A 24723-nucleotide genomic window follows, 5' to 3' on the forward strand; every position below is an offset into this window, starting at 1 on the left:
TTTGGAGTTTGGGGTTTGGGGTTTGGGGTTTGAAAATGTTGTCGGTTGTCGGTTATGGATTGTCGGTTGAATTTTTTTTGGCGAGGTTAATTTTCTTTTTTTCGAGTTTATTTGTGGCTTAAACACAGAGTTTAAAAGGAGTTTAAAAATGAGTTGCACGGAGTTAAAAGGATTGTGCGAAAAAGAATTCTCCTCCTGCGGAGGGGTGCCCGAAGGGCGGCGTGGGCACGGCGTGACTGAGATTTTTTTCACCTGTCAATTCTACAAAACGGAGAACAGAATAAATCTTCTAATTAAAATTGTCGACCACTTTTAAGCTCTGAACTAATTTCTCTTTTCCCGCTTTGCCCCTCCCTAAAGGGTGGCGGGAAAAGTAATCTGCTCCGTTGAAGTTTGTTTGTTTGGAGTTTGGAGTTTGGGGTTTGAAAATGTTGTCGGTTGTCGGTTATGGGTTGTCGGTTGAATTTTTTTTGGCGAGGTTAATTTTCTTTTTTTCGAGTTTATTTGTGGCTTAAACACAGAGTTTAAAAGGAGTTTAAAAATGAGTTGCACGGAGTTAAGAGGATTGTGCGAAAAAGATTTCCCCTCCTGCGGAGGGGTGCCCGAAGGGCGGGGTGGGCACGGCGTTACGCGGATTTATTTCACCGTTGACAGTAATGCAAACAAAATGAACCAAACTGGAATTTAAGAACTATACTAAAAAATGAAAAACGAATGAATTACATTGTCCAAAATGAAAAATTAACGCTTCAATATATTCCTGGAAATGGAGCCTGGACTTATCAGTTGATAATACCTAACACTAGAAATATTAAAGGAAAATGGGGTGAATTAAAAGTATCAGGAACAATAGATAATTATAAAATAAAGAATAAGAATTTAGGACCAGTAAAAAATTCTGACAAAAAAATATCCATAAATTCAGAAATTAGAAATGCAATAAACAAAGTTGGTGGAGATACTGTAATTGTCACTATATTTCTCGAAAATCCAAGCGAAACGAATGACATTTCTGAGATTTTGGAGTGTTTCAAAGATGCACAAGTTTTGCAGATATTTGAACTCTTGGACAAAATAGAACAGACTGAAATTCTAAACGAAATCTGGACTGTTGCAACGGACGATCAAAAATCTGAAAAAATAATTAAGGCAATAGAAAATCTTGAGAGGAAACAAGGATAAACGCTCACCGGCCACTTCTAAGCTCTGAACTAATTCCTCTTTTCCCGCCTTGCCCCTCCCTAAAGGGTGGCGGGAAAAGTAATCTGCTCCGTTGAAGTTTGTTTGTTTGGGGTTTGGGGTTTGTTGTTTGAAAAATGTTGTCGGTTGTCAGTTATGGGTTGTCGGTTAAATTATTCTGGCGAGATTAATCTTCTTTTTTCGAGGGTAATCGCAGTTTAAACACAGAGTTTAAAAGGAGTTTAAAAAAGGGAGTTACACGGAGTTAAAAGGATTGTGCGAAAAAGATTTCCCCTCCTGCGGAGGGGTGCCCGAAGGGAGGGGTGAGCACTGCGTGACTGAGATTTTTTTCACCTGTCAAATCTACAAAACGGAGAGCAGAATAAATCTTCTAATTAAAATTGTCGACCACTTTTAAGCTCTGAACTAATTTCTCTTTTCCCGCTTTGCCCCTCCCTAAAGGGTGGCGGGAAAAGTGCGGTGCTCCGTTGATGTTTGGGGTTTGGAGTTTGGGGTTTGGGGTTTGGGGTTTGAAAATGTTGTCGGTTGTCAGTTATGGGTTGTCGGTTGGATTTTTTTTGGCGAGATTATTCTTCTTTTTCCGAGTGTAATCGCAGTTTAAACACAGAGTTTAAAAGGAGTTAAAAAATGGAGTTCCACGGAGTTAAAAGGATTGTGCGAAAAAGAATTCTCCACCTGCGGAAGGGTGTCCGAAAGGCGCTTCTAACACGCTCCCAACTATCTTTCTTTGAGACTGTAATTTCACTTTCACTTTTTTCAACCTACAACATACAACCTACAACTTCACACCTTTTCAACCGACAACTGACAACTGACAACTGACAACTTTTTTTCAACCGACAAATTCCGGGTCGGGGCAAGCCCAACCCCTACAGCATAACAAGCCCCAATTATCCACTCTCCACTCTCCTCTTTTCACTTTTTTCAACCTACAACTTACAACCTACAACCTACAACCTAAAACTTACAACCTACAACCTACAACCTACAACTTACAACCGACAACCCACAACTGACAACCTCCTACTCCACCCTAATTTCCCCCCTAAGCGACACCGGCTTTCCATCTCCCGTAAATCCTTCCACGTGGATCTCGAAGTCGCCTTTGACATCTGAGGTGAAGAATTCTAAAGTGGCTGCATTATTTTCGAAATTAACCCCGGGTTGCCAGAGAAGCTGATAGCGGAAATCTGGGATGTTCTCATTGCTGTCACCATCGTACTGCTGTTTAAAATAGCGCTTTGCGGGTTGGGGTTTTTCCAGTTCCAGGAGGGTAATATGTTGCCCGGTAAGCCTCTCGTGGAAATTTCCATTGATGGTTCGCACATCCAGGACCCCCTGGAAAAGCTGGGGCCCCAGGTAGTAGTTGTCTTTTACAATCTTAATACTTTGCACTTCCGGGGCCGGGATATCGAGGAAGGTGGTGTGGTCCTGCACTACCACCCCGTCTACCAGGATTAGCGGAGGCATTCCCGAGGCTGTGGCATTCAAATAAGGCCGTACCATCACATTGGGCCTGCCATTTACATTACGAACATAAGCCTCTTTGACGATCTCAATAAAAGTCTCCCTGAGAGTTAAAAACCGGGTATAATCATCAAGGTCATACTCGATGGTTTTCTTTTCGTAAAATGGCTTCCTCGATTCCCCGGTTAACAGGGTATCTGGTTTGACGCCGTAATACGCGTTCTCTATCTGATTGTAAACACTGCGCTGCACGATCATTTCCTCCATTTGCGGAGTGATGTAAAATCTATTGAATTTAAGCTTATTAGGGTCTACGGCCGGGGTTTCTGCTAACCGGATCTGGTATTGGCTATTTTGATCTCCCAAGAGTTCTAAAAAAGCAGTCTCCCCTGAATATTCCCCATCTACATTAAAAAAGAAATCCCCGCTGGCGTTTGTCCGTGCTACTTTAACCACGTAATCGTCTCCCGGGATGGACAGGATGATCTTATTATTTTGTACTGCAGAAGAGCCTTCATCTCCCACCGGCACGATCTTACCCTGTAACAGCTCCCCGCGGAGTTCGGGAAGGTAGACTTCTGTGGGATTACCCCTATCGGCCTGGTGGAATAACTTTCCAAAATCTAGTGCTCCCGGCATTTTGGGTTGGCCAATATTTTCAGCTTTACGAACAGAAACAGAATAGTTTCCTTCTGCTGCGCTACCTTTTCCGCTAAGCTTCAGCAACACCTGCTCCCGGGGAGAATATTTCTGCTTAGTGATATGCAGGCTGAGATCACCGGAAGCAGTTGGGGCTTGTTGAGCTCCTTCCGCAGAGATCCTTAGGGAAAGTTTCACTCCTGAATCTTCTGTGGGAGTAACGGCACTTTGGTCGCCCCTGTATGGATTAAGAATGGCGATATCACTGCGGAAGATGTTCTCCTCCCCCCCGTTCAGCATCCACTGCGTATATCCCAGTAGTTTGTAATTACCCGAAGGCACAGCTGTGGGTATAAAGAAATCCCCACGGCCGGTGCCATTTTCAAGTTTCAGTTTATGCCTGAAGACCCGGTTGCCATCCTCCCCCAGCAGTTCCACATAGGCAACTTTGCTAAGCGAACTGAGATTATTCGATCCCGCATCCAGGGTGTATATCTTATAATAGATATACTCCCCGGCAAATAAGAGGGAGTTATTATAATGCACAAAAACCTGTTCCTGCGGGATTTGGGCAACCCCCCCGGCCTGTGCCGGGCTAAGGTTGGTTTGAGCCATCACCACGCTGCTAAAAAGCAGGAGAAAAAATTTTATTGATCTTTTAATTTCTGTCATACCTTATTCTTCTAACCAAAATTCCGGAACCTCATTTGTTCCCAGCAGGGTGCAGTCCACACACTCAGCATTCACTACCTGGTAAGGACCCGCGTCCTCACCCGATAAACCTGAAGGCCCTAAATATTTTACCCACCCCATTTCCAGCAGGGAGATCAAATTCTCTTCTCGTGGCTGCGGAATTATGGAAGGTGTACCTATATCACAATCATCTGTAAAATGAGGCCTGCTGTCCTGCGGCCCATAAAAATCTGAATAATTGAAATAGATCCTTTTTGAGGAAAAGGAGGATACATTGAACATTCCTACCACCTTCTCTTCGGGATCGTTTACATTATAAATGTTCCCCACCACAAATCCCGGCTGATTTTGAGAAAAAACATTGTCTGCTCCTGCCAATTTTTTCAGGGTTTCATAGTAGGCAAAAGCCTCGGGCGACAGGGCATATTGCCTGACCAGGATGCTGTAACGCCTGGAGCTTATGGGATTACCGGTTTCGATAAAGCGCACCAGCAATCCCTCCAAATTATTCTCCTGTAAGGAAGTGGTTGCAGCCAGGATAATATCATTGGAGGCTACCGTATTATAGCAAGTCGTCTCTTCTTTAGTTTTTAGAACCTCCACAAACTCCCCATCTATATAAGTAAGGTCAAAAATATTGGAATAGCGGGAAATGATCTTATAAGTTTCTTCATATTTATAGCGGTAGTAGCGGGCAGCATCTGGTGAATTATAATTATCAATAAACAAAGCTACACCATCATCACCATTATAATTGGTGCGGCGGGCGTACAACTCATCAATCGGGCTGCTTACCTGAAGTGTGGTGGGATCTGACTCATACTCGCTTCCCGCAACGACGATATGCAGCCGGTAATTCCTGCCGGCAACTGCAGCAAATTCCTCCCGGGAAAAATATCTTCCCGGTTCTGCTTCCTCAAAGAGAAATATGTTTCCGCTCTCATCTGTGATCCTTACATCTGCCCCGGTTTGTGGCGCAGGGGTGTTGCCTCCTACCATAAACGATCTTGTGAGCAGCACTTCCTGCCTTTTCAATTCATCTGTAATAGTTGCTTCCACCACAAGGGCGTCCTCAAAGGTTTCAGCTTCATAATCATAGGGTTCTATACAACTATGCAGCAGCAGTACGGTTAAGAACAGCAAAAGGAATCGCGGATTATATTTACCAATTATTTTCATCTTCGATCTTTTTATTCTTCCTCCCAAAAATCGGGTACCTCATTCGTGCCCAGCAGGGTACAATCTACACATTCTGCATTCACAAACATATATGGGCCTACATCATCTATAGCTCCTATCACTCCTGTTTCCTCTCCGGCAAGATGGGATAAGCCCAGGTATTTTATCCATCCCAGTTCGAGGAATGCGATCACATTATCTGCTGCTTCCTGCGGATTAATAGGCGGAGTACTAATATCACAATCATCGGTGAAATGTGGCCGGTCGTATTCAGGTCCGTAAAAATCGGAATAATTGAAATAGATCCTTTTTGAAGAAACCGAGGAAACATTGAACATCCCCACGACCATTTCTTCGGGATCGTTTACCTTATATATATTTCCGGTCACGAAACCGGGCTGATTCTGGGAAAAAACATTATCTGATCCCGATAATTTTTTCAAAGTTTCATAGTATGTAAAAGCTTCCGGCGAAAGGGCCTGTTGCTCTAAAAGGATGCTGTAGCGCCTGGAACCAATTGGATTACGGCTGTCTATAAACCTCACCAGGAAACCTTCCAGGTTATTCTCTTGCAGCGAGGTAGTGGCTGCCAGAATGATATCATTGGAGGGAACAGTGTTGTAACAAATCCTTTCCTCCTTTGTTTTTGGCACCTCCCGGAATTGCCCGTCCTCATATACCATATCAAAGTCGTGGAAATAACGGGAAATGATCTTATAGGTCTCTTCATATTTATAGCGAAAATATGTGGCAGCATCCTCTGGATTATAGTTATCTATCAACAGCGCCACCCCATCATCCCCATTAAAGGTAGTGCGCCGGGCGTAAAGATCATCAATTGGGCTGCTTTCCTCCAGGGTGGTTGGATGGGATTCATATCGCCCTGTAGTAGTTGTAATATGAAGCCGGTAATTTCTGTTTGGCACCGCAGCAAATTCCTCAAGAGATAGATACCTCCCCGGCTCCACCTCCCTAAATAAGTAACTATTCCCGCTGTCATCATATACCCATACGCTTGCAGATTGTGGCATAGGGGTGTCATACCCCACCATAAAGGATCTTGTAAGCAGTACCTCCTGCCGTTTGAATTCATCTGTAATATTGGCTTCCACCACCATAATATTTTCATAGGATTCCGCTTCAAAATCATATGGCTCTATACAACCTTGCAGCAGCGCGGTTAAGAACAGCATAAGGAGCCCACGGTAATATCTGTCGATCATTTTCATTTTCTCTTTTGCTGAAGGTTAAAACCTGAAATTATACGTAATGGTAGGCACCGGGATCGCAAATATGGAACTCTGGTATGCCTTTACCTCTCCTGCCTCGGTCACAAAAAATACCGAGTAAGGGTTATTCCTGCCCAACACATTATACACTGAAATATTCCAGAAGCTGTGGGCAAATTTCTTTATCCTGTGATCCCCTTCCACGTTGAAACTTACATCCAGGCGATAATAATCGGGGATGCGGTATTCATTCCTGTTACTGTACATCACGTACTGTGAGCCTCCCTCGACAAATTTGCCCACCGGCACCGTTACCGGCCTTCCTGTTTGGTAAACGAAATTGGCAGAAAAGCTGAAGCGTTTTGTGATCTTGTAATTGGCCACCATACTCAGGTCGTGTGGCTTGTCAAAATTGGAAGGGAAATATTCCCCGTTGTTCACCCGCTCTTCACGAAATTCGCTGTCCAGCTTGATGAAGGACCTGGAATAGGTATACCCCAGCCAGCCGTTTAACTTTCCTATGGTTTTTTTCAGCAGGAATTCTGCTCCATAAGCCCTGCCTTCTCCCTGCAGCACTTCGGTCTCAATAGCTTCATTGAGGAACATCTCTGCCCCCACTTTGTAGTCAAGGATATTATTTGAAGTTTTATAGAAGCCTTCCACACTTAACTCATAAGTGTTATTATCCAGATTTTGATAAAAACCAAGGGAGTATTGATTTGCCCGCTGTGGAGCGATGTTGATGTCACTGAGTTTATACGTATCTGTAGGCGACGCGGTGGTATTATTGGAAAGGCTGTGAATGTACTGGTAGGTATTGTTATAACTCACTTTGACTGAAAGATCCCGGGTGAGCAGATACCTGCTGCTTAAGCGCACTTCGGGCCCGGCATAGGTCTCCATAAATTCATTGTCATCATACTCGCGCCTCTCAATTTTTGTTGACAATCGCCTTGGTACTCCCGGCTCATAGATGTTCTGCTCCCGGGCACCAAGCGCGGCAAAAACCGAAAACCGAATCCCGGCATTCACCAGCAACTTATCTGTCACATTAAAACTGTCCTCGAAGTATACCGCGCCTTCCAGCCCCCTCTCGGTATCCAGCCGCAGGGGCCTCACTATGGAATTTTCCCCCAGGGGCGCGATCTCTCCCGGCATCACATTATAGAGTTTTCCCGATATCCCGTAGTTAAAGCGGTGTTTGGGGTTTAACTGAAAGTCCATATTCAGCTTTGCCTCGGTCTCATTGATGTTGTAACCCGATGTGAAATTATTGCTGAAATCGCTGTCATAATCTATATCAAAAGCATAATCGCTATTGGTAAGGATCACGCTCCCACGATGCCTGTCAGAAAGTTTATGATTAAGCCTGATGGTGGCCATTCGGTTGGAAAACCTGTGAAGGGAATCGGCAGTGATGCTGAAGGAGTCCCTGCTGTAATAGCCAGTTACGCTTAGATCTGTATTATCGCTGAATTTGTGGTTGTACTTGATATTACCGTCATAGAAAGAAGCACTCCTGTCGCTCAGGGTTTCCTCATCAAGGCTTTTCAGGATCCAGTCGCTATAGGTGCTCCTCACCCCCACCAGCAATCCGGAAGTTTCCTTGATAATTGGGACCTCCAGGGCCACATTCCCAGTAACGGGCCCTATAGAAACCTCCCCTGAGAATTTTTCAGTATTTGCATCTTTGGTACGCAGGTCAAAGACAGAGGACAACCTGCCCCCGTACTGCGCGGGGATGCTGCCTTTATAAATAGTCACATCGCCGGTGGTGAAGGGGTTGATAGCAGAAAATATTCCGAAGAAATGCGCGGGATTATACATCACCGCATCATCGAGCAGGATAAGGTTTTGATCTGCATTCCCGCCCCGTACATTGAAGCCCGCCGCGCCTTCCCCGGCAGTGGAGATCCCGGGCAGGGTTGTAGCTACCCTCATAATGTCACGCTCACCCAAAATAAGCGGAATGTTCCTTATTTCCCTTACATCAATTGTCTCCTCCCCGGCGTAGGCATTCTTCACATTCTTATCAAGATTGGATTCGAGGAAAACCTCGCCCAGGGCTTCGAAATTTTCAGATAATTGTAAGTTCAGCTCCCCGTCATTATAGATCACCACCCGCATTTGCAGATTTTCGCTCCCCAGGCTGCGCGTTTCGAGGATATTCTCCCCGGCCGGCAGCTGCAGGGAATAAAAACCAGAATCACTGGTCACCGCACCAATATTACGGCCCCGTACCAATACCGCGAGATTGGGAATTGGCTCCCCGGTCTCGCGGTCATAGATATAACCAGATAAACTCAACCTGCTCCTGTTCGTCGCCCTGTCTTCCCTTCCAATATAAACGGTTTCCATAGGCGCCGTGGTCGCGGTCTTATTCCCGGTATAGAAAACAGGATCATAGGCCTCTTCCTCTACTTCCCGCTCTGCCACGGCTTCCTGTTTTTCCTCAAAGAAACCGCGGGGCAGCTCGTCGTAGATGATATTGTTACGGGTGAGCACAACGCGGCCCCCATCCATAAAATAATAGTTGATGTAGGTATCCTTAAAGATCTCCTCGAGCACCTTCGTTACCGGGGCGTTTTGATACTTGCCGCTCACCCTCCTGTTCTCAAACCAGGCTTCCACATAATAAAACTGAAGATTGGTAGTTTGCTTTAACTGCTCGAGAACTTCAGGAATAAGGGCATTCTCAAAATTTATAGAAACTTGTTTTTCCTGCTCCTGTGACTGAGAGATCTGGAAACAAAAGAAAAGCGCTATCAGTAATAATTTCTTCATTTCCCAGCTGTATTAGAATGAGACAATTGTTCCAGCCTTCCCGCCAGTTCCCTCATAAAAATATCGGGATTGTTCTTTGACAGCTTCCGCCGCTCGCGGTAGAACCGCCTTATCTCACGGGCATTACCGGGAAAAGCACTTATAACCTCCCGCCGGGAATTGGCAGGATGAAAATCCTCTTCAATTGCGATGGCATATCCCGGAGTATCGTCGTAGAATTCATAGTAAGTATAAGATCTGTCCAGGAATTTCCGGTATTTTTTCCTGTGCTTCTTCAGCAGTTTTAGTTGTCCTGTTTCCAGCAGCACTTCATAAAATCCGTGTACCGCAGCGGTAGTATCGGCATTGATATTTATAAAGTCATAGCCATCCAGGTGGAATTCCGCAATCCTGGATTGGTGAATTTGCAAAGGCTTGCTTCCCGTACCCCGCAGTAATAACAGGTCATCATAGACATTGTATTTCATATCGACCTCATAGTAGGGCTGTCCCTCATAAACAAGGCTTCCGGGAGAGTAGTAGATGCTGCCCAGGAATTTTTGCCGGTCATTTACTGTCACGTGCTGCTCGATATATTCTATCCCATTAAAAAGGCCTGTATTCTCCTTTCCCACCACGGCGTCAAACCACTTATAGGCAGCCATGGGATCCTGCGCCTCCTGCGCCGCGAGAGGGGGAATATTGATGATTGCTGAAAAAAGGAACAGGAAAGGCCAATTTAAACTCTTCATAGTGACTCTTGATGATTGATGAGGCAGGAGTATCTAAATAAGGCTGAAAATTAGCCTCAAAGCAATACGATTGTAGGGAACGGTTCCTGCTGAAGGGTTGAAATTAAGAAGATTTTTGGAAATGATGAAGGTTTGTTGGAAAATGTTGTTGGTTGTCTGTTGTCGGTTGTCTGTTGGCGGTTGTCTGTTGTAGGTTGTCTGTTGTAGGTTGTAGGTTGTATGTTGTAGGTTGTAGGTTGAAAAATTGTGAAGAGTGGAAAGTGGAGAGTGGATAGTTGGGACGTGTTACTGGGTTGTGGGTTGTGGGTTGTGGGTTGTGGGTTGTGGGTTGTGGGTTGTGGGTTGTCGGTTGTAGTTGTAGGTTGTAGGTTGTAGGTTGTAGGTTGTAGGTTTGTAGGTTTGTGATTTTTTTGCGAGGTTAATTTTTTTTTCTTCGAGGCTAATAGTATTTTAACCACAGAGTTTTGAAGGGAGTTTAAAAAATTGAGTTGCACGGAGGGAAACGGATTGCGCGGAAAAAATTTCCCCTCCTCCGGAGGGGTGCCCGAAAGGTGGGGTGGGAGCTGCGGGAACGGGATTATTCTTGAAGTATAAACGAATAAAGCGGAATTGAATTCCCCTGTACCTGCCGGATATTCTATCGGAGGTTATTCGGCGATATCTTCTTGCAACAAAAGGGCTGCGCAGAGGTTGGCCAGCAGGAATCGTTCTGAAGGATCTGTGGTATGGAAAAAGACCCGGCCTGCATCAACAAGGGAAACCGCAGCTACGGGTTCTTCGTTTTTATTAAAGATCTCATAACCAATGGAACCCATGATTAAATTTTGAGGACCCTTTTTTCCTTCAATTTTTGTAATTGGTTTTAAGACATAGTATTGTTCCTCACTTGCGGCAAACAAACCTTTGTACTCCTTTGCGAATACCTGTGCGGCTTCATTATTAAGGATAAGTTCCCAGGGCTGGAATTCATTATTGATAAAAAGCTGCAGGTAAAAAATGTTATTTCCGGAGAGGGTTACTCCGAAAAAATCCTCCACCAGCCCCCCAAGATTTTTATTTAGCTGCAGTTCTTCCGCAGCGAATTCAGATATTGCATAAACGATTGCGCGGTTTCCGTGAATGTCTTCCATTTGAAAAGAGAAAGTCTGGGCCTTTTCAATGGTTGTATAAGACAGTATATCGCGACCGCCGGCTCCAACGGGCACGCCAAAACCTCCTTCCCTGCCCCTGGTCCAGGAGCGTTTTACTTTAGAAGTTTGAAACTCCCCAAATGACAGCTTTTGATTGATCAACAATCCCTGTCTTCCCTTTACGTCCAGACTCTGCACCTCAGCCATTCCGGAATTGGATAAAGCGGGTTTCATAGGAGTACATCCTGAAACACTAACTATTAAACCTACCAAAAGTAAAATTGTTCTCATATGATTTAGATAAAAATCCTTCTAATAATACGATTGGAGGGGGAAAATGTTACAGGGTTGTGAGTTGTGGGTTGTGGGTTGTCTGTTGTGGGTTGTGGGTTGTGGGTTGTCTGTGGTCGGTTGTAGGTTGTAGGTTGTAGGTTGTAGGTTGTAGGTTGTGGGTTGTAGGATGTAGGTTGTAGGTTGTAGGTTGTAGGTTTGATTTTTTGGGCGAGGTTAATTTTCTTTACTAGGAGGCTAATGGTAGTTTAAACACAGAGTTTTAAAGAAGTTGAAAAAATGGAGTTGCACGGAGTTGGATGGATTAGTCGTTAGTCATTAGTCGTTAGACGTTAGTGGGGCCTGGGGCGAAGTTTGGGATTTGGGATTTGGGATTTGGGATTTGGGATTTGGGATTTGGGATTTGGAATTTGGAATTTGGAATTGAAGATTTCCCCTCCTGCGGAGGGGTGCCCGAAGGGCGGGGTGGGAACTGCGGGAACGGGATTATTCTTGAAGCAGAAGCGAGCAGAGTGTAAAAAAAGTCTTCATAGAATACCCTAACTAACTCCTTTCTCTTTTCCCGCTTTGCCCCTCCCTAAAGGGTGGCGGGAAAAGTGGGGTGCTGCGTTGTATGTTTGTTGTTTGGTGTTTGGTATTTGAAAAATGTTGTCGGTTGTAGGTTGTGGGTTGTCGGTTATTTTGGCGAGGTTAATTTTCTTTACTTCGAGGCTAATGGTAGTTAAAATTAGTCGTTAGTCTTTAGTTGTTAGTCGTTAGAAGGGCTTGGAATTTGGGATTTGGAATTTTAAAAATGTTGTAGGTCGTAGGTTCTAAGGTTCTAGGTTGTGATTTTTTTTGGCAAAGGTAATTCTCTTTACTTCGAGGCTAATATTAGCTTAAAAACAGAGTTTTAAAAGGAGATGTAAAGTTTGAGTCGCAAAAAAAAACCGGTCCAGACTCCAGACTCCAGATTTGTTTTGTCTTGTCTCTTGGTTCTTGTCTCTTGGTTCTTTTCTCTTGGTTCTTGTCTCTTGATTCTTGTCTCTCTTCTACCTATCAAGCAGGATCTTGAGTTCTTCCAGGGTGTTGTGGTCTGTGAGGGAGGGTTGCAGAAGGGTGATGAAGGAGGGACGGTCTTTTTTGATGATCACGGTGCTGGGGGAACGGCTGTTCCTGGTGGTGCAGCGGTATTCCACGAAGGAATAACCGTTATCATAATTTGTAACCTTGCCGGTGATTTGCAGGGTCTGGATCTTCACTTTGTTCTCGTTGGTTACTGACTTGATAGTGATCTTTTGATCGTCTACCGTGATCACCCGGTCCATCGATATAACTTCAGCCGATGGGAAATGCTGGGTGGCGTGGCTGGTGTACACTTCCTGTGAAATTCCAGAAGTGGTGGTCAATACGAGCAAAAATAGCAGGGTGATTTTCATAAAGGTAAGATAATCAAAATATTGGACCACACACACCCTGCATGGGATATTCTTAATTATTTCAGAAAATTTTTCGGTTTCAGAAATTTGAAGGGGGATTTTTTAAACTTTCAGCAGAAGGAGAAGCCTTCCGCAGAAAAATAACCGAAACTATTTTAAAGGGATAGCAAGCATCGCTTTGAAGCCATTCTCATTGGGTTCGAAACTGATCTTGCCGTTGATGGAAGCCAGCCTGTTCTGCACATTCCGCAGGCCGTTACCCGGATTAAAATTTTCCGGCTGCAGTCCGGTGCCGGTATCGGAATAATTCACTTCCATCCTGCCCGATGTTTCAGCAAAAGTAACCGCCACCAGTTTGGCGTTGCTGTGCTTCTTCATATTCACCATAAGCTCCTGCAGCACGCGATAGAGCACCAGTTTCTTCTCCTTTGACAGCTTCTCCCAGTTCACCTCGTTCTCGCCTCTAAGGATAAGCCGGGCACCAGGCGGGGTGTTGGTAGAAAGTGTTGCCACCAGTGACTGCAAGTACTGCGGACCGGTATCGATCTCGCTGTTCTCCCGGGAAATATCGCGGGTGCGCAGGTATACCTTTTCCAGTTTGTCTATAACCGGCTCGGGCACCACCTGCTCCAGGCTGCTCATCACGTTGAAAATGTCATTGGCCAGCTCATCATGAATCATCCTGGAGATCCTGCTCTCTGTCCTGTAAACCTCCTGCACCTTTTCCTTCCTGTACCGCTGCCGTAGATAATAGATAAGAAAGAAAAGCGCGAGTACCACCAGCAGCACCACAAGCAGAATGATGGAAGTAGTATTGCGAAGCCGCTGGGTTTCCAGCTGCTGCAGGGCACTGTGAGTTTCCAGGGCAGCTATCTCCTGCAGCTTGCGCTCCTCATCAAAACGTATCTTGGCAAAGCTGTTCTTGGCCTGCAGGGAAGCAGTGTTGAGGCTGTCATTAAGCCGCACATATTCCACGGCATAATCCTCCCCGCCATCACCGGGTAGCTGCAGCAAATATTTCATCGCATTGAGACGGGAGGAAGGGTTATTGTAAAGTTCGGCAGTTTCCAGCCAGTTTAGGGCATATTGCCGTGCCTGTTGGTCATTCTTTCTCTCATAGAACTGCGTGAGGTGATCATAACTTGCCAGCAGGCCATCCCGGTCCCCGGCATCCCTGCGCATTTGCGTTGCGGTTAAAAGTTCCTCCTCCACATTGGCATCTGGGTCCTGCAGCCATTTTGTATATGCCAGATTATCCAGCAGCCTTGCGCGGGAAACCTTTTTTACCTCCTGCTCTGTTTCCAGCAGGTTCCTCAGGATGTCAACAGCTTCCTCATACCGCTGCAGGTCCTGCAGGGCGAGGGCCTTGTTGTTAAGGTAGGAGATGCTGTCATCCCGCGAGGTGAAATATCTTAGGGCATTCTCATATTCACGGATTGCGTCTGCATGGAAACCATGCATCCTGTAAGTGATCGCGATGGCGTTATAGGCACTGCTAAGGTACACCGAATCTGCCTCCTGCTCCAGGAACCTCAGCGCCTCGGTAGCACTTTCACGAGCGCCGGTATAATCACCGGTGCGCACCTGGGCATTGGCCATTTCCATAGACCTGCGCCCAAACTTCAAACTGTCACCGGCGGCGAGATAGAATCGGCGGGACTCGAAGGCGTTCTTAAAAACCCCTATATGGTCATCCTCATCGAAATTAAGCTTGGAGAGGCGGTAATACCCCAGCCCTATTCCTGTGAAATCCCCATTCCCCTCTGATGCCCTTATAAGGCTGTCGGCAAAGAAATAGGCGCTGTCGCGTTGTTTCAGGTCCTTGTGATAATAAATCTTGAAGTCGAGTAGATTGATTAGCAGACTGTCACTTTCCTCATCCATAGCCTTCAGTGCGGCATTGAGAAATTGGATCTTCTCTTCAGATCCTTCCGCCTGTTTGGCGTGTTCAAAATAATAAGCCGCCTCCCCTGGCGCAGCCTCGCTCACAGCAATCTCCTGCCCTTCCCCGCTGCTGTCGCAGGCGGTGTTAAGGAGTAATAGCAGGCTAAACAGGTAAAGCTTGAATTGGGGGAATTGCATTTTACGAAATTAGGGAAAAGTCGTTAGTCTTTAGTCGTTAGTCGTTAGAAAAAGTGGGTCTCGGTTGTCGGTTGTCGGTTGTCAGTTGTCAGTTGTCAGTTGTAGGTTGTAGGTTGAAAAAAGTGGAGAGTGGATAGTTGGGACGGGTTAGAAGGTTGTAGGTTGTAGGTTGTAGGTTGAAAAAAAAGTTGTCGGTTGTCGGTTGTCGGTTGTCAGTTGTCAGTTGTCGGTTGTGAGTTGTAGGTTGTAGGTTGTAGGTTGTAGGTTGTAGGTTGAAAAAAGTGGAGAGGTCCTATGTTTGTATAAAAAAGCACAAGTTTCAGAAAAGTAGAGTAATTTAAAGGTGATAACTAACTCTAAAACTGAAACTTATGCAAAAGCAAGTTACAAAATTAGACTATACGGGCAAAGATATTTTTGTGGGCATTGACACTCATAAAAAGAGCTGGAATATTACGACAATGATGGGGCTATTTTCCAAAACCTTTAATGCACCTGCAAGTCCAGAGACTCTCCGGCATTATTTGGACAAGAAATTTCCCGGAGGAAACTATTTTAGTGCCTATGAAGCTGGATTTGCTGGATTTTGGCCTCATTATCAACTTCTTAAATTAGGGATTAATTCTATTGTGGTCAATGCAGCTGATATCCCTACGACCATTAAAGAGAAGGTTCAGAAGACAGATGTAAGGGACAGTAGAAAAATTGCAAAATCCTTGCAGAATAGAGATCTTACTCCCATCTATGTTCCCTCCCAGGAGTGTTTAGATGACAGAAGTCTCTGCAGGTATAGAAATACTGTTGTAAAGGAATTATCCAGAACAAAAAACAGAATAAGATCGTTTATCAATTTAAATGGCCTCAAAGTACCAGAAGATATCCCAGAAGGGAGGTGGCCGAAAAGATTGATAAATTGGTTAAAAGAAATTGACTTGAGTTTGTCTCTACGGCTAACTTTAAATGGATTGCTGGAGGATTATGAGCGACTAGCTGAGAAAAAAAAATGCATTACAAAACAAATAACTGAACTCTCCAGAACCAGCAGATATGAACAAGATGTGAAACTGCTTCGGAGTGTACCAGGAATCGGACTGGTAATAGCTATGGCCTTTTTAACTGAATTAGAGAATATGAATCGGTTTAAAACTTTTGATCAACTTTGCAGTTTTATAGGCTTTGTTCCTTCCACAAAATCCTCTGGAGAAAAAGAAAGTGTTGGCGAAATTACCTCACGAGCTCAGGTTATTTTAAGACCACTTTTAATAGAGGCTTCCTGGATAGCGGTTCAAAAGGATCCTGCATTAGCTTGCAGATATGCCGAATTATGTCACAAAGGTCTAATGCCAAATAAAGCAATCATTAGAATTGCAAAAAAGCTATTAAGAAGAATACGATTTGTTCTAAAGAACAAAGAACTATATAAATTAGAAGTTGTATAATCTCTATAAAATTTCAATCCAATGAGACCGTTCACTTTCCACTGCAGCGATTTTGCGACTGTTATCGGAGAGACTACGGCTCATTATCCTTTAATGCTGAACAAGACACTGCAGCGATAAATCGACTGCTCATAGAAGGCTGTTTTATAGAATTACAACATCCGGGCACCCCAGGTAAGCTATGAAGACCGTGAGTTTTCTTAGCCATACCCGACATTGAATAATTGTAAACCCCTTAACAAGAAGGGGCTCTACTTTTTTCATCGTCATAAACCCTATTGCTGTTGAGTTGCTCTCCAGCAGAGCTCAATTCCTCTTCGGATTTATGACTTAAATTTATGAAATTTTTAGCTTCTGGAACTTGGTTTACAACATAGAAGTGGATAGTTGGGACGGGTTAGAAGGTTGTAGGTTGGAGGTTAAAAAAAAAAGTTGTCGGTTGTCGGTTGTGGGTTGTCGGTTGGTTTTTTGCGGAGCTTAATTTTCTTTTCTTCGATTCTAATGACAGCTTCAACACAGAGTTTAAAAGGAGGTTAAAATGGAGTTGCACGGAGTTAGGCTTAGGAGATTCCCCTCCTGCGGAGGGGTGCCTGAAAGGCGGGGTGGGCGCTGCGGGACCTCAAATAATCTCAAAGTTACAAGTAACCTGAGCGGAGAAATATTTCTTTTATGCTCTTAACTGCTATGTCTTTTTCCGCTTTGCCCCTCCCTAAAGGGTGGCGGAAAAAGTTACAAACAAAAAAGTTCCTTCCCTTTTTTAAGCCCGCAATAGCGATCGGGGTGGGTGGTGTAAGCGGCAGAAAAATAGCCTCGTATCCGGAAAGGATCAACCGCTTAAGACGGAAGGGTTCCGGGCGGAGTAACAATCATACAACCACCTCCCAATTTTAAGCGGTAAAGCCACATTCTCGAATTATTTGCCCAGTCCGGACTCCAGACTCCAGACTCTATACTCTAAACTCATTTTCTCTTCTCTCTTCTCTCTTCTCTCTTCTCTCTTCTCTCTTCTCTCTTCTCTCTTCTCTCTTCTCTCTTCTCTCTTCTCTCTTTTCTTGTTTCTTGCTTCTTGTTTCTTGGCTCTTGTTTCTTGGCTCTTGGCTCTTATTTCTTAGTTGAATTTGAGCATTATTCCAAATCCTTCATTTTCTCAAACCGTATTCCACGGGACCTGCCGTTTGAGGCATCAAAACCTTTGATATTCCCATTATCATCCCGCAGGAATTTTACTTCAGCAAGAGGGAATTCGCCTCCAAAGGAATCCTTATCGGTAGGCGATAGCTTTACTTTGTCTGTTACCTGATAAGTGGTAACAACAAGATTTTCATCGATAACATCAACATTGTAAACCGTCTCGATCTCAGGACTATAAAATTTTCCGGTAAATTCCTTCAGCGCGGCTACATCGGGATCCCAGGTGATTCGTTTTGCAATATGATTCCCATTCTGGTGAAGGGTAAGGGAATCGGCAGAGCCATTCTCTTTTAGATGAAAAGTGACTTTAGCATTTACACCCTGCAGATGAAATACAGAATCTGACACGGCTTTAATATCTATTTCGGGTTGGCCGGTACCCTGAGTATAGATCCTATCCTCATCCCGTTTAAATGTCAACACAAATCCGGGAGCAACTTCCAGTTCATATCGGCCGGTAAGGGCATCAAATTTCTCTACATCATAATCGAATTCTGCAGTACTTCCCTTTGCTGTATCCTGCCTCTTCCCATTTTCCTTTTCCTTATAATATTCCGGAAAATAAAGCTTTCCAATTTTCTCTACGCTGTTCCCATCAAAATTTGCATTATTGCTTTGGGTGATCACCGCAGCATTTATATCAGGATAATACATTAACATGGACCGGTGGGCTACATCTGCCCCGCCATGATGTATTACTTTCATTCCATTCTTTTCTTCAATGAAAAGTCCGAGTCCGTAGTTGGTGGTATCTCCGTTTTTCAGGACAAAGGGGGTGGTCATTTCCTTAAAGATCTTTGCATTTCCAACTTTAGGATCTCTGAAATTCCTGACCCATTTTGCAAGATCCTCCAGGGTTGTATAAATTCCCCCGGCGCCCATAGCCCCTCCAAGATCTTCCACTTCCTGGTACTTCCCGTCCTCATCCATATTATAACCCTGGGAACGTCCGGGAACAACTTCATTCTGGTTTGCTCTCACAATGGTATTTTTCATACCTAAAGGTTGAAAAACATTTTTCTGCATCCATTCGGGAAAAGGTACCTCTGTTACTTTGGCTACCAGGGCAGCCGCCAATACATAGCCTGTGTTATTATAATTCCATTCAGCCCCGGGCTCATTCTGTAATTCGGGCTGATTCTTTAAAATTTTAAATATCATCTCATTTTCCATAGGGCTGTTCAGGCTGCGGCCGGTCATTCCCAGGGTGTTTAGAAACTCCCGATATCCACTGGTATGGGTAAGCAAATGCCTTATGGTTACAGTATTTCCGAAGTCGGGAATTTCAGGAAAGTATTTTCTTATATCATCATCCAAAGAGATCTTTCCGCGGTCTGCCAGTAACTGAATGGCAAAGGCTGTAAATTGTTTGGATGTGGAGCCAATATTTGTAGGGGTACTCACTTCAAAGGGAATTTGATAAGTAAGATTTGCCATCCCATAAGCTTCCTGAAACAGGATCTTGTCATCTTTTAAAACCAAAACCGCTGCACCGGGAACATCCTTTCTCGAATAAGGGGTCATGTATTGACTTATTCTTTTTCCAGGTTCCTTAGCCAGAGGTTCTACTTTAGTAAGATTAATACTATACCGACCCTGGCTTTCTTCGAATGGGTTAACCTGCACGGTGTATTTACCTGCCGACTTTGTTTCAAAATAAAAATACTCATTTCCTCTACCGGGCCCGTCATATTGAGCTGCCGTTTCCCCTTTTGGATTAAGGATCTTAACAGCCACATCTACTGTTTTTTGATTGATAAACCCGTGAACAAACTGAGCTGAATCCAGTTCTATACTATAAGAATGCTTGTTTTTTGAGTGGAGCGAATCTGATATCTCCTTGTCTAATGTAAGTCTCACTTCTTTATCCGGGGTTTGAGAAAACGTGAGCCCAAGACAGAAAAAAAGGACAATAACTAGTAAATTTTTGGTTCTCATTTATAAGGTATTGGTTAGTTGGTGTTTATCGTAAATTTAGGGTTTTTTATTATTAAAGAAGGTTGAAAAAAAAGTTGTAGGTTCTAGGTTGTAGGTTGTAGGTTGAAAATTTTTTTTGGCGAGATTACTTTTCTTTTTTTCGAGGCTAATGGCAGCTTAAACACAGAGTTTAATAGGAGTTTTGAATAGGAGTTGCACGGAGTTAGGCTTGGGAGATTCCCCTCCTGCGGAGGGGTGCCTGAAAGGCGGGGTGGGCGCTGCGGGACCTAAAATAAACTCAAGGTTACAAGTAACCTGAGCGGAGAAATATTTCCTTTATGCTCTTAACTCCTATCTCTTTTTCCGCTTTGCCCCTCCCTAAAGGGTGGCGGAAAAAGTTATTTACTCCTTTTATTGCCTCCTGTTTAACGCAAACTGTCTTCTAATTGGAAATTGGAAGTTGTTGCCTGGAATTTACTCTTGTTTCTTGTTTCCTGGTTCTTGTTTCTTGGTTCCGGGCGTAGTTGGAATTAAGCCGCAACCACCATATTCAAAGCGATAGAAAACACATTTTAGTCCAGCCTCTAGACTCCAGACTCTAGACTCTCAGAGCACCGACACCTATTGTCGCTACCTTAAGTTATCTTACAATACTAATATAAAATCCAACAACCCATGCCTACTCCTTACCGCGAAAAGATCCTGCTGACTTACAAATTTCTTCTCAAAATGCACGAAGAACTCCTCACCCGCACTATCAACGTGGGAATGACAGGGGAACTGGCAGAGGTGAATAAAGTTTTCGCTGTGGGAGATACTTATAAATTTGATGTGGAACAGTTCAGAGGTACCAGTGATGTGAACCTGAATAAGCTGCTCGACTTTTTTGATGAGCTGGAAGATGTGATGAATTATTTGGCGAACATCAATGGGATCACGCAGGAGGAATTGGATGAGCTGGATGATGAGGAGGGTGAGGAGGAGGAAGATTTTTAGATTATCGAATCAAATAAATTGGTAATTTCAGAAAAACGATATTCAATGGCCAATACACATCATCAAATTTTCATCCATAGCATCTTTGCAGTGAAGCACCGAGGTTCATTAATTCAGCAACAATGGAAGGCGGATCTTTTTGCAGTGATAGGTAACCTCATCAACGAAACAGGGTGTAAAATTATCATAGCAAATGGCACAGAAGATCACGTTCATTGCTTAATAAGTATGAAACCGGATATTTCTGTTTCTGAAGTAATGAAAAATGTGAAGGCAAAATCATCCAAATGGATCAATGAAAGCAGATTTTTGGATAGCCGATTTGAATGGCAGTCGGGTTTTGGGACGTTTTCGTATAGTAAAAGTCAGGTGCCGGATGTTATAAGGTATATCCAAAATCAGGAAGAGCATCATAAGAAGATGACCTTTGTGGAGGAATACATTCAATTCCTGAAGAAATTTGAGATCGAATACGACAAGCGATACATTTTTAAAATGCCCGAATAATTGAAATCTGATTAATTACCACACCTGAAGTATACCGGTCACATCATAATCTGTTATCAATTCAGTGCCAGCGGCACGACCCATTTCGTAGCCATCCATATCAAGTGCCGTAGGTACGACCGATAAAAATTGGAGGTCCTATGTTTCTCACTCAGCCGTGAATATATCGGCCATACCTAACGGCATTTTATTCTTACTCCTATCCTGATTCCCAGGGTTGAAACCCTGGGCTACGTGATCGGCCATGCCTAACGGCATTTTTTTAGGTTCCCTAAAATCTATCTGGATGTCCCTATAACAATCTCCCTTACCAGAGAACAACACCCGGCATATCCATAACCAAGTGCCAGCGGCACGACCCATTTCGTAGCCCCGGAATTCATTCCGGGGGAAAGCAAAACACCCTCCATATCAAGTGCCGTAGGTAGACCGATATAATTAGGAGTTCCAATGTTTCTCACTCAGCCGTGAATATATCGGCCATACCTACGGCATTTTTATTCTCACTCCTATCCTGAATCCCAGGGTTGAAACCCTGGGCTACGGGATCGGCCATGCCTAACGGCATTTTTTTAGGTTCCCAAAATCTATCTTGATGTCCCTACAACAATCTCCCTTACCAGAGAACAACACCCGGCATATCCATAACCAAGTGCCAGGGGCACGACCCATTTCGTAGCCGCGGAATTCATTCCGGGGGAAAGCAAAACGCCTTCCATATCAAGTGCCGTAGGTACACCGATATAATTAGGAGTTCCAATGTTTCTCACTCAGCCGTGAATATATCGGCCATACCTAACGGCATTCTATTCTTAGCACGATCACAAAACCCAGGGTTAACCCTGGGTTACGGAATCGGCCATGCCTGACGGCATTTTTTTGAGACCTCAACCGTAATCCGCCTTAACATAAAACACCCGGCATATCCATAACCAAGTGCCAGCGGCACGACCCATTTCGTAGCCCCGGAATTCATTCCGGGGGAAACCAAACCGCCCTCCATATCAAGTGCCGTAGGTACGACCGATAAAAATTGGAGGACATATGTTTCTCACTCAGCCGTGAATATATCGGCCATACCTAACGGCATTTTATTCTTATTCCTATCCTGAATCCCAGGGTTGAAACCCTGGGCTACGGGATCGGCCATGCCTAATGGCATTTTTAGGTTCCCCAAAATCTATCTGGATGTCCCTACAACAATCTCCCTTCCCAGAGGACAACACCAGGCACATCTATAACCAAGTGCCAACGGCACGACCCATTTCGTAGCCCCGGAATTCATTCCGGGGTAAGGTGACACACCCCCGTTATCAAGTGCCGTAGGTACGACCGATAAAAATTGGAGGTCTTATGTTTCTTACTCAGCCGTGAATATATCGGCCATACCTAACGGCATTTTATTCTTACTCCTATCCTGAATTCCAGGGTTGAAACCCTGGGCTACGGAATCGGCCATGTCTGACGGCATTTTTTAGGTTCCCAAAATCTATCTTGATGTCCCTACAACAATCTCCCTTCCCAGAGAACAACACCCGGCATATCCATAACCAAGTGCCAGCGGCACGACCCATTTCGTAGCCCCGGAATTCATTCCGGGGGAAAGCAAAACGCCCTCCATATCAAGTGCCGTAGGTACGACCGATATAATTAGGAGTTCCAATGTTTCTCACTCAGCCGTGAATATATCGGCCATACCTAACGGCATTTTATTCTTACTCCTATCCTGATTCCCAGGGTTAAAACCCTGGGCTACGTGATCGGCCATGCCTGACGGCATTTTTTTGAGGTCTCCAGAATCTATCTGGATGTCCCTATAACAATCTCCCTTTCAAAGAGAACAACACCTGGCATATCCATAACCAAGTGCCAGGGGCACGACCCATTTCGCAGCCCCGGAATTCATTCCGGGGGAAAGCAAAACGCCCTCCATATCAAGTGCCGTAGGTACGACCGATAAAATTGGAGGACATATGTTTCTCACTCAGCCGTGAATATATCGACCATACCTAACGGCATTTTATTCTTATTCCTATCCTGAATCCCAGGGTTGAAACCCTGGGCTGCGGAATCGGCCATGCCTAACGGCATTTTTTTAGGTTCCCTAAAATCTATCTGGATGTCCCTATAACAATCTCCCTTCCAAAGAGAACAACACCCGGCATATCCAAAACCAAGTGCCAGCGGCACGACCCATTTCGTAGTCCCGGAATTCATTCCGGGGAAAGGTGACACACCCTCGATATCAAGTGCCGTAGGGTACGACCGATAAAAATTGGAGGTTCTATGTTTCTCACTCAGCCGCAGATTTATCGGCCATACCTACGGCATTCTATTCTTAGCACGATCACAAAACCCAGGGTTGAAACCCTGGGCTACGGAATCGGTCATGCCGAACGGCATTTTTTTGTGGTTCTTAGAGAATTTTCCTCTTCAAGCCATTTAAACTTGAAGGATCTCAAATTCATCTCGTCACCACCTAACAAAAACCGACAACAGACAACCGACAACCGACAACATTTTTTTTCAACCTACAACCTACAACTTACAACCTACAACCTTTTCAACCGACAACAGACAACCGACAACAGACAACATTTTTTTTCAACCTACAACCCTACAACTTACAACCTACAACTTTAAAACATGTTTTTTACTTTTGCCCTTCATTTCACGTTATGACAAGAATCTTACTCTTAACCCTCCTTTGCCTGTTTCCCGGCCTCCTCTCTGCGCAACTGGTGAATATTGAAGCTAAAAGAATGCAAACCGATTCAGTGAGATTTGCGCTGAATGCCGATTTCTCCTTCAACCACACCAATAATGACGGGAACCAGGTGAACCAGATTGATGCGGCCATTACCACTCAGATGAAATCCAGGGATCTCCGGAAGATCTATTTCTTCCTGGGAAATTACCGGCTAATAAATTCCGAAGGAAATAATTTGCAGAATGCCTGGTTCCTTCACGGGAGGTTCAATTATAAGTTTGATGAGTTACCATTATTGCGGATTGAAAGCTTTATCCAGGGGCAGTACAATCAGCTGCTGGTGGTGGAGCAGCGTAACCTCCTGGGGCAGGGCTCCGGGTGAAATGGATGGACAGGGAACGTTTCAGCGGCTATGCCGGCAACAGCTATATGTATGAAGCGGAATACAGTGACCAGGCAGGAACTACAGATTATAATCATCGCAACAGCACCTACCTTACCTTATCCTATGCTGCAGGCGCGGGAAAATTTTCAGTTACCAATACCGTGTATTACCAACCGCTTTACAGGGATTTGAGCGACTACAGGATCCTGGAACAGTTCAGGCTCGACATTCCCCTTTCCGGCTGGTTAAAGGTATTTACCCTTTATAATTATTATTTCGACAGTAAGACTCCGCTGAATACAGAGGAATATACTTCTAACCTGAATATTGGGGTGGGAGTTAGTTTGTAAAGTTTTCTGTTTACCGTTTACCGTTTACCGTTTACCGTTTTCTGTTTTCTGTTTTCTGTTTGCTGTTTTCTGTTTACTGTTTTCCGTTTTCGGTTTGCGGTTTTCCGTTTTCCGTTTTCTGTTTAGTGTTTACTGTTCGCAAATTTCCGTTTTGGTTTCTTAAATACGTCTCTTTACCGTCATCCTGAGACCCACATAAAAAATTTTATTAGCGCAAGTTGATGACGTAGGAGAATTATCAATTCGAGTCAATATATTATTTGAAGGTTTTTTCCGGCCTACGAAAGTTTATCGTAAAATTTGAAATGAGAGGGGCGTAAAGAATTTTAGGCTGTTTGAGCGAAACGGATTAATCTCGATAGAATATACTTTCCCGCGAGTTCCT

The 24723-nt window shown here is 44.3% G+C and carries 16 protein-coding genes; 6 read left to right on the top strand and 10 right to left on the bottom strand.

The features are described 5' to 3' along the window. Nucleotides 1-714 precede the first annotated feature (714 nt). Nucleotides 715-1182, top strand: a complete 468-nt coding sequence (locus tag FHG64_RS06085) for a DUF1905 domain-containing protein (protein ID WP_139065592.1) — start codon at nt 715-717, stop codon at nt 1180-1182. 1041 nt (nt 1183-2223) lie between these two features. Here the strand turns inward: FHG64_RS06085 and FHG64_RS06095 are convergent. From FHG64_RS06095 to FHG64_RS06130, 8 genes are all read right to left on the bottom strand, one after another. After that, nucleotides 2224-3978, bottom strand: coding sequence for a hypothetical protein (locus tag FHG64_RS06095; protein WP_139065593.1), 1755 nt, complete (start codon nt 3976-3978; stop codon nt 2224-2226). A 3-nt stretch (nt 3979-3981) separates the two neighbouring features. Beyond that, nucleotides 3982-5178 carry a DUF4249 domain-containing protein gene (locus tag FHG64_RS06100; RefSeq protein ID WP_139065594.1) on the bottom strand — a complete coding sequence of 399 codons (1197 nt, stop codon included), beginning with the start codon at nt 5176-5178 and terminating at the stop codon, nt 3982-3984. 11 nt (nt 5179-5189) lie between these two features. Further along, nucleotides 5190-6401, bottom strand: coding sequence for a DUF4249 domain-containing protein (locus FHG64_RS06105; protein ID WP_168191324.1), 1212 nt, complete (start codon nt 6399-6401; stop codon nt 5190-5192). 24 nt (nt 6402-6425) lie between these two features. Then, nucleotides 6426-9191 (bottom strand): carboxypeptidase-like regulatory domain-containing protein, encoded by a 2766-nt coding sequence (locus tag FHG64_RS06110; protein ID WP_139065596.1) that lies wholly within the window; start codon nt 9189-9191, stop codon nt 6426-6428. Continuing rightward, nucleotides 9188-9922, bottom strand: coding sequence for a hypothetical protein (locus tag FHG64_RS06115; protein WP_139065597.1), 735 nt, complete (start codon nt 9920-9922; stop codon nt 9188-9190). Before FHG64_RS06115 ends, FHG64_RS06110 begins: the two co-directional genes overlap by 4 nt. Before the next feature lie 647 nt (nt 9923-10569). Continuing rightward, nucleotides 10570-11343 (bottom strand): hypothetical protein, encoded by a 774-nt coding sequence (locus FHG64_RS06120; protein ID WP_139065598.1) that lies wholly within the window; start codon nt 11341-11343, stop codon nt 10570-10572. Nucleotides 11344-12374: 1031 nt separating this feature from the next. Beyond that, on the bottom strand, nt 12375-12761 hold the full coding sequence (locus FHG64_RS06125; protein ID WP_139065599.1) for a hypothetical protein: 387 nt from the start codon (nt 12759-12761) through the stop codon (nt 12375-12377). A gap of 150 nt (nt 12762-12911) precedes the next feature. Beyond that, nucleotides 12912-14843 carry a tetratricopeptide repeat-containing sensor histidine kinase gene (locus tag FHG64_RS06130; protein WP_139065600.1) on the bottom strand — a complete coding sequence of 644 codons (1932 nt, stop codon included), beginning with the start codon at nt 14841-14843 and terminating at the stop codon, nt 12912-12914. Between the two features lie 371 nt (nt 14844-15214). Between FHG64_RS06130 and FHG64_RS06140 the strand changes: the two genes are divergently transcribed. Beyond that, a complete protein-coding gene (locus FHG64_RS06140) occupies nt 15215-16282 on the top strand; it encodes an IS110 family RNA-guided transposase (protein ID WP_139065601.1) in 1068 nt (355 codons plus the stop codon). A gap of 1125 nt (nt 16283-17407) precedes the next feature. Here FHG64_RS06140 and FHG64_RS06145 read toward each other — a convergent pair. Continuing rightward, nucleotides 17408-19333 carry a serine hydrolase domain-containing protein gene (locus tag FHG64_RS06145; protein ID WP_168191325.1) on the bottom strand — a complete coding sequence of 642 codons (1926 nt, stop codon included), beginning with the start codon at nt 19331-19333 and terminating at the stop codon, nt 17408-17410. A gap of 732 nt (nt 19334-20065) precedes the next feature. Between FHG64_RS06145 and FHG64_RS06150 the strand changes: the two genes are divergently transcribed. Next, nucleotides 20066-20386, top strand: a complete 321-nt coding sequence (locus FHG64_RS06150) for a hypothetical protein (protein WP_139065603.1) — start codon at nt 20066-20068, stop codon at nt 20384-20386. A gap of 45 nt (nt 20387-20431) precedes the next feature. After that, nucleotides 20432-20893 (top strand): IS200/IS605 family transposase, encoded by a 462-nt coding sequence (tnpA, locus tag FHG64_RS06155; RefSeq protein ID WP_139065604.1) that lies wholly within the window; start codon nt 20432-20434, stop codon nt 20891-20893. 278 nt (nt 20894-21171) lie between these two features. On the opposite strand, the gene FHG64_RS06160 is transcribed toward tnpA, so the two are convergent. Next, on the bottom strand, nt 21172-21354 hold the full coding sequence (locus FHG64_RS06160) for a hypothetical protein (RefSeq protein ID WP_139065605.1): 183 nt from the start codon (nt 21352-21354) through the stop codon (nt 21172-21174). 2217 nt (nt 21355-23571) lie between these two features. On the opposite strand from FHG64_RS06160, the gene FHG64_RS06165 reads away from it, so the two are divergent. Both FHG64_RS06165 and FHG64_RS06170 read left to right on the top strand, forming a co-directional pair. Beyond that, nucleotides 23572-23985: a hypothetical protein gene (locus FHG64_RS06165; RefSeq protein ID WP_139065606.1), complete on the top strand. Its 414-nt coding sequence runs from the start codon at nt 23572-23574 to the stop codon at nt 23983-23985. A gap of 5 nt (nt 23986-23990) precedes the next feature. Then, nucleotides 23991-24338 (top strand): hypothetical protein, encoded by a 348-nt coding sequence (locus FHG64_RS06170; protein ID WP_139065607.1) that lies wholly within the window; start codon nt 23991-23993, stop codon nt 24336-24338. Nucleotides 24339-24723: the final 385 nt, after the last annotated feature.

It is taken from the genome of Antarcticibacterium flavum (genome assembly GCF_006159205.1).
GTDB classification, from domain to species: Bacteria; Bacteroidota; Bacteroidia; order Flavobacteriales; family Flavobacteriaceae; genus Gillisia; species Gillisia flava.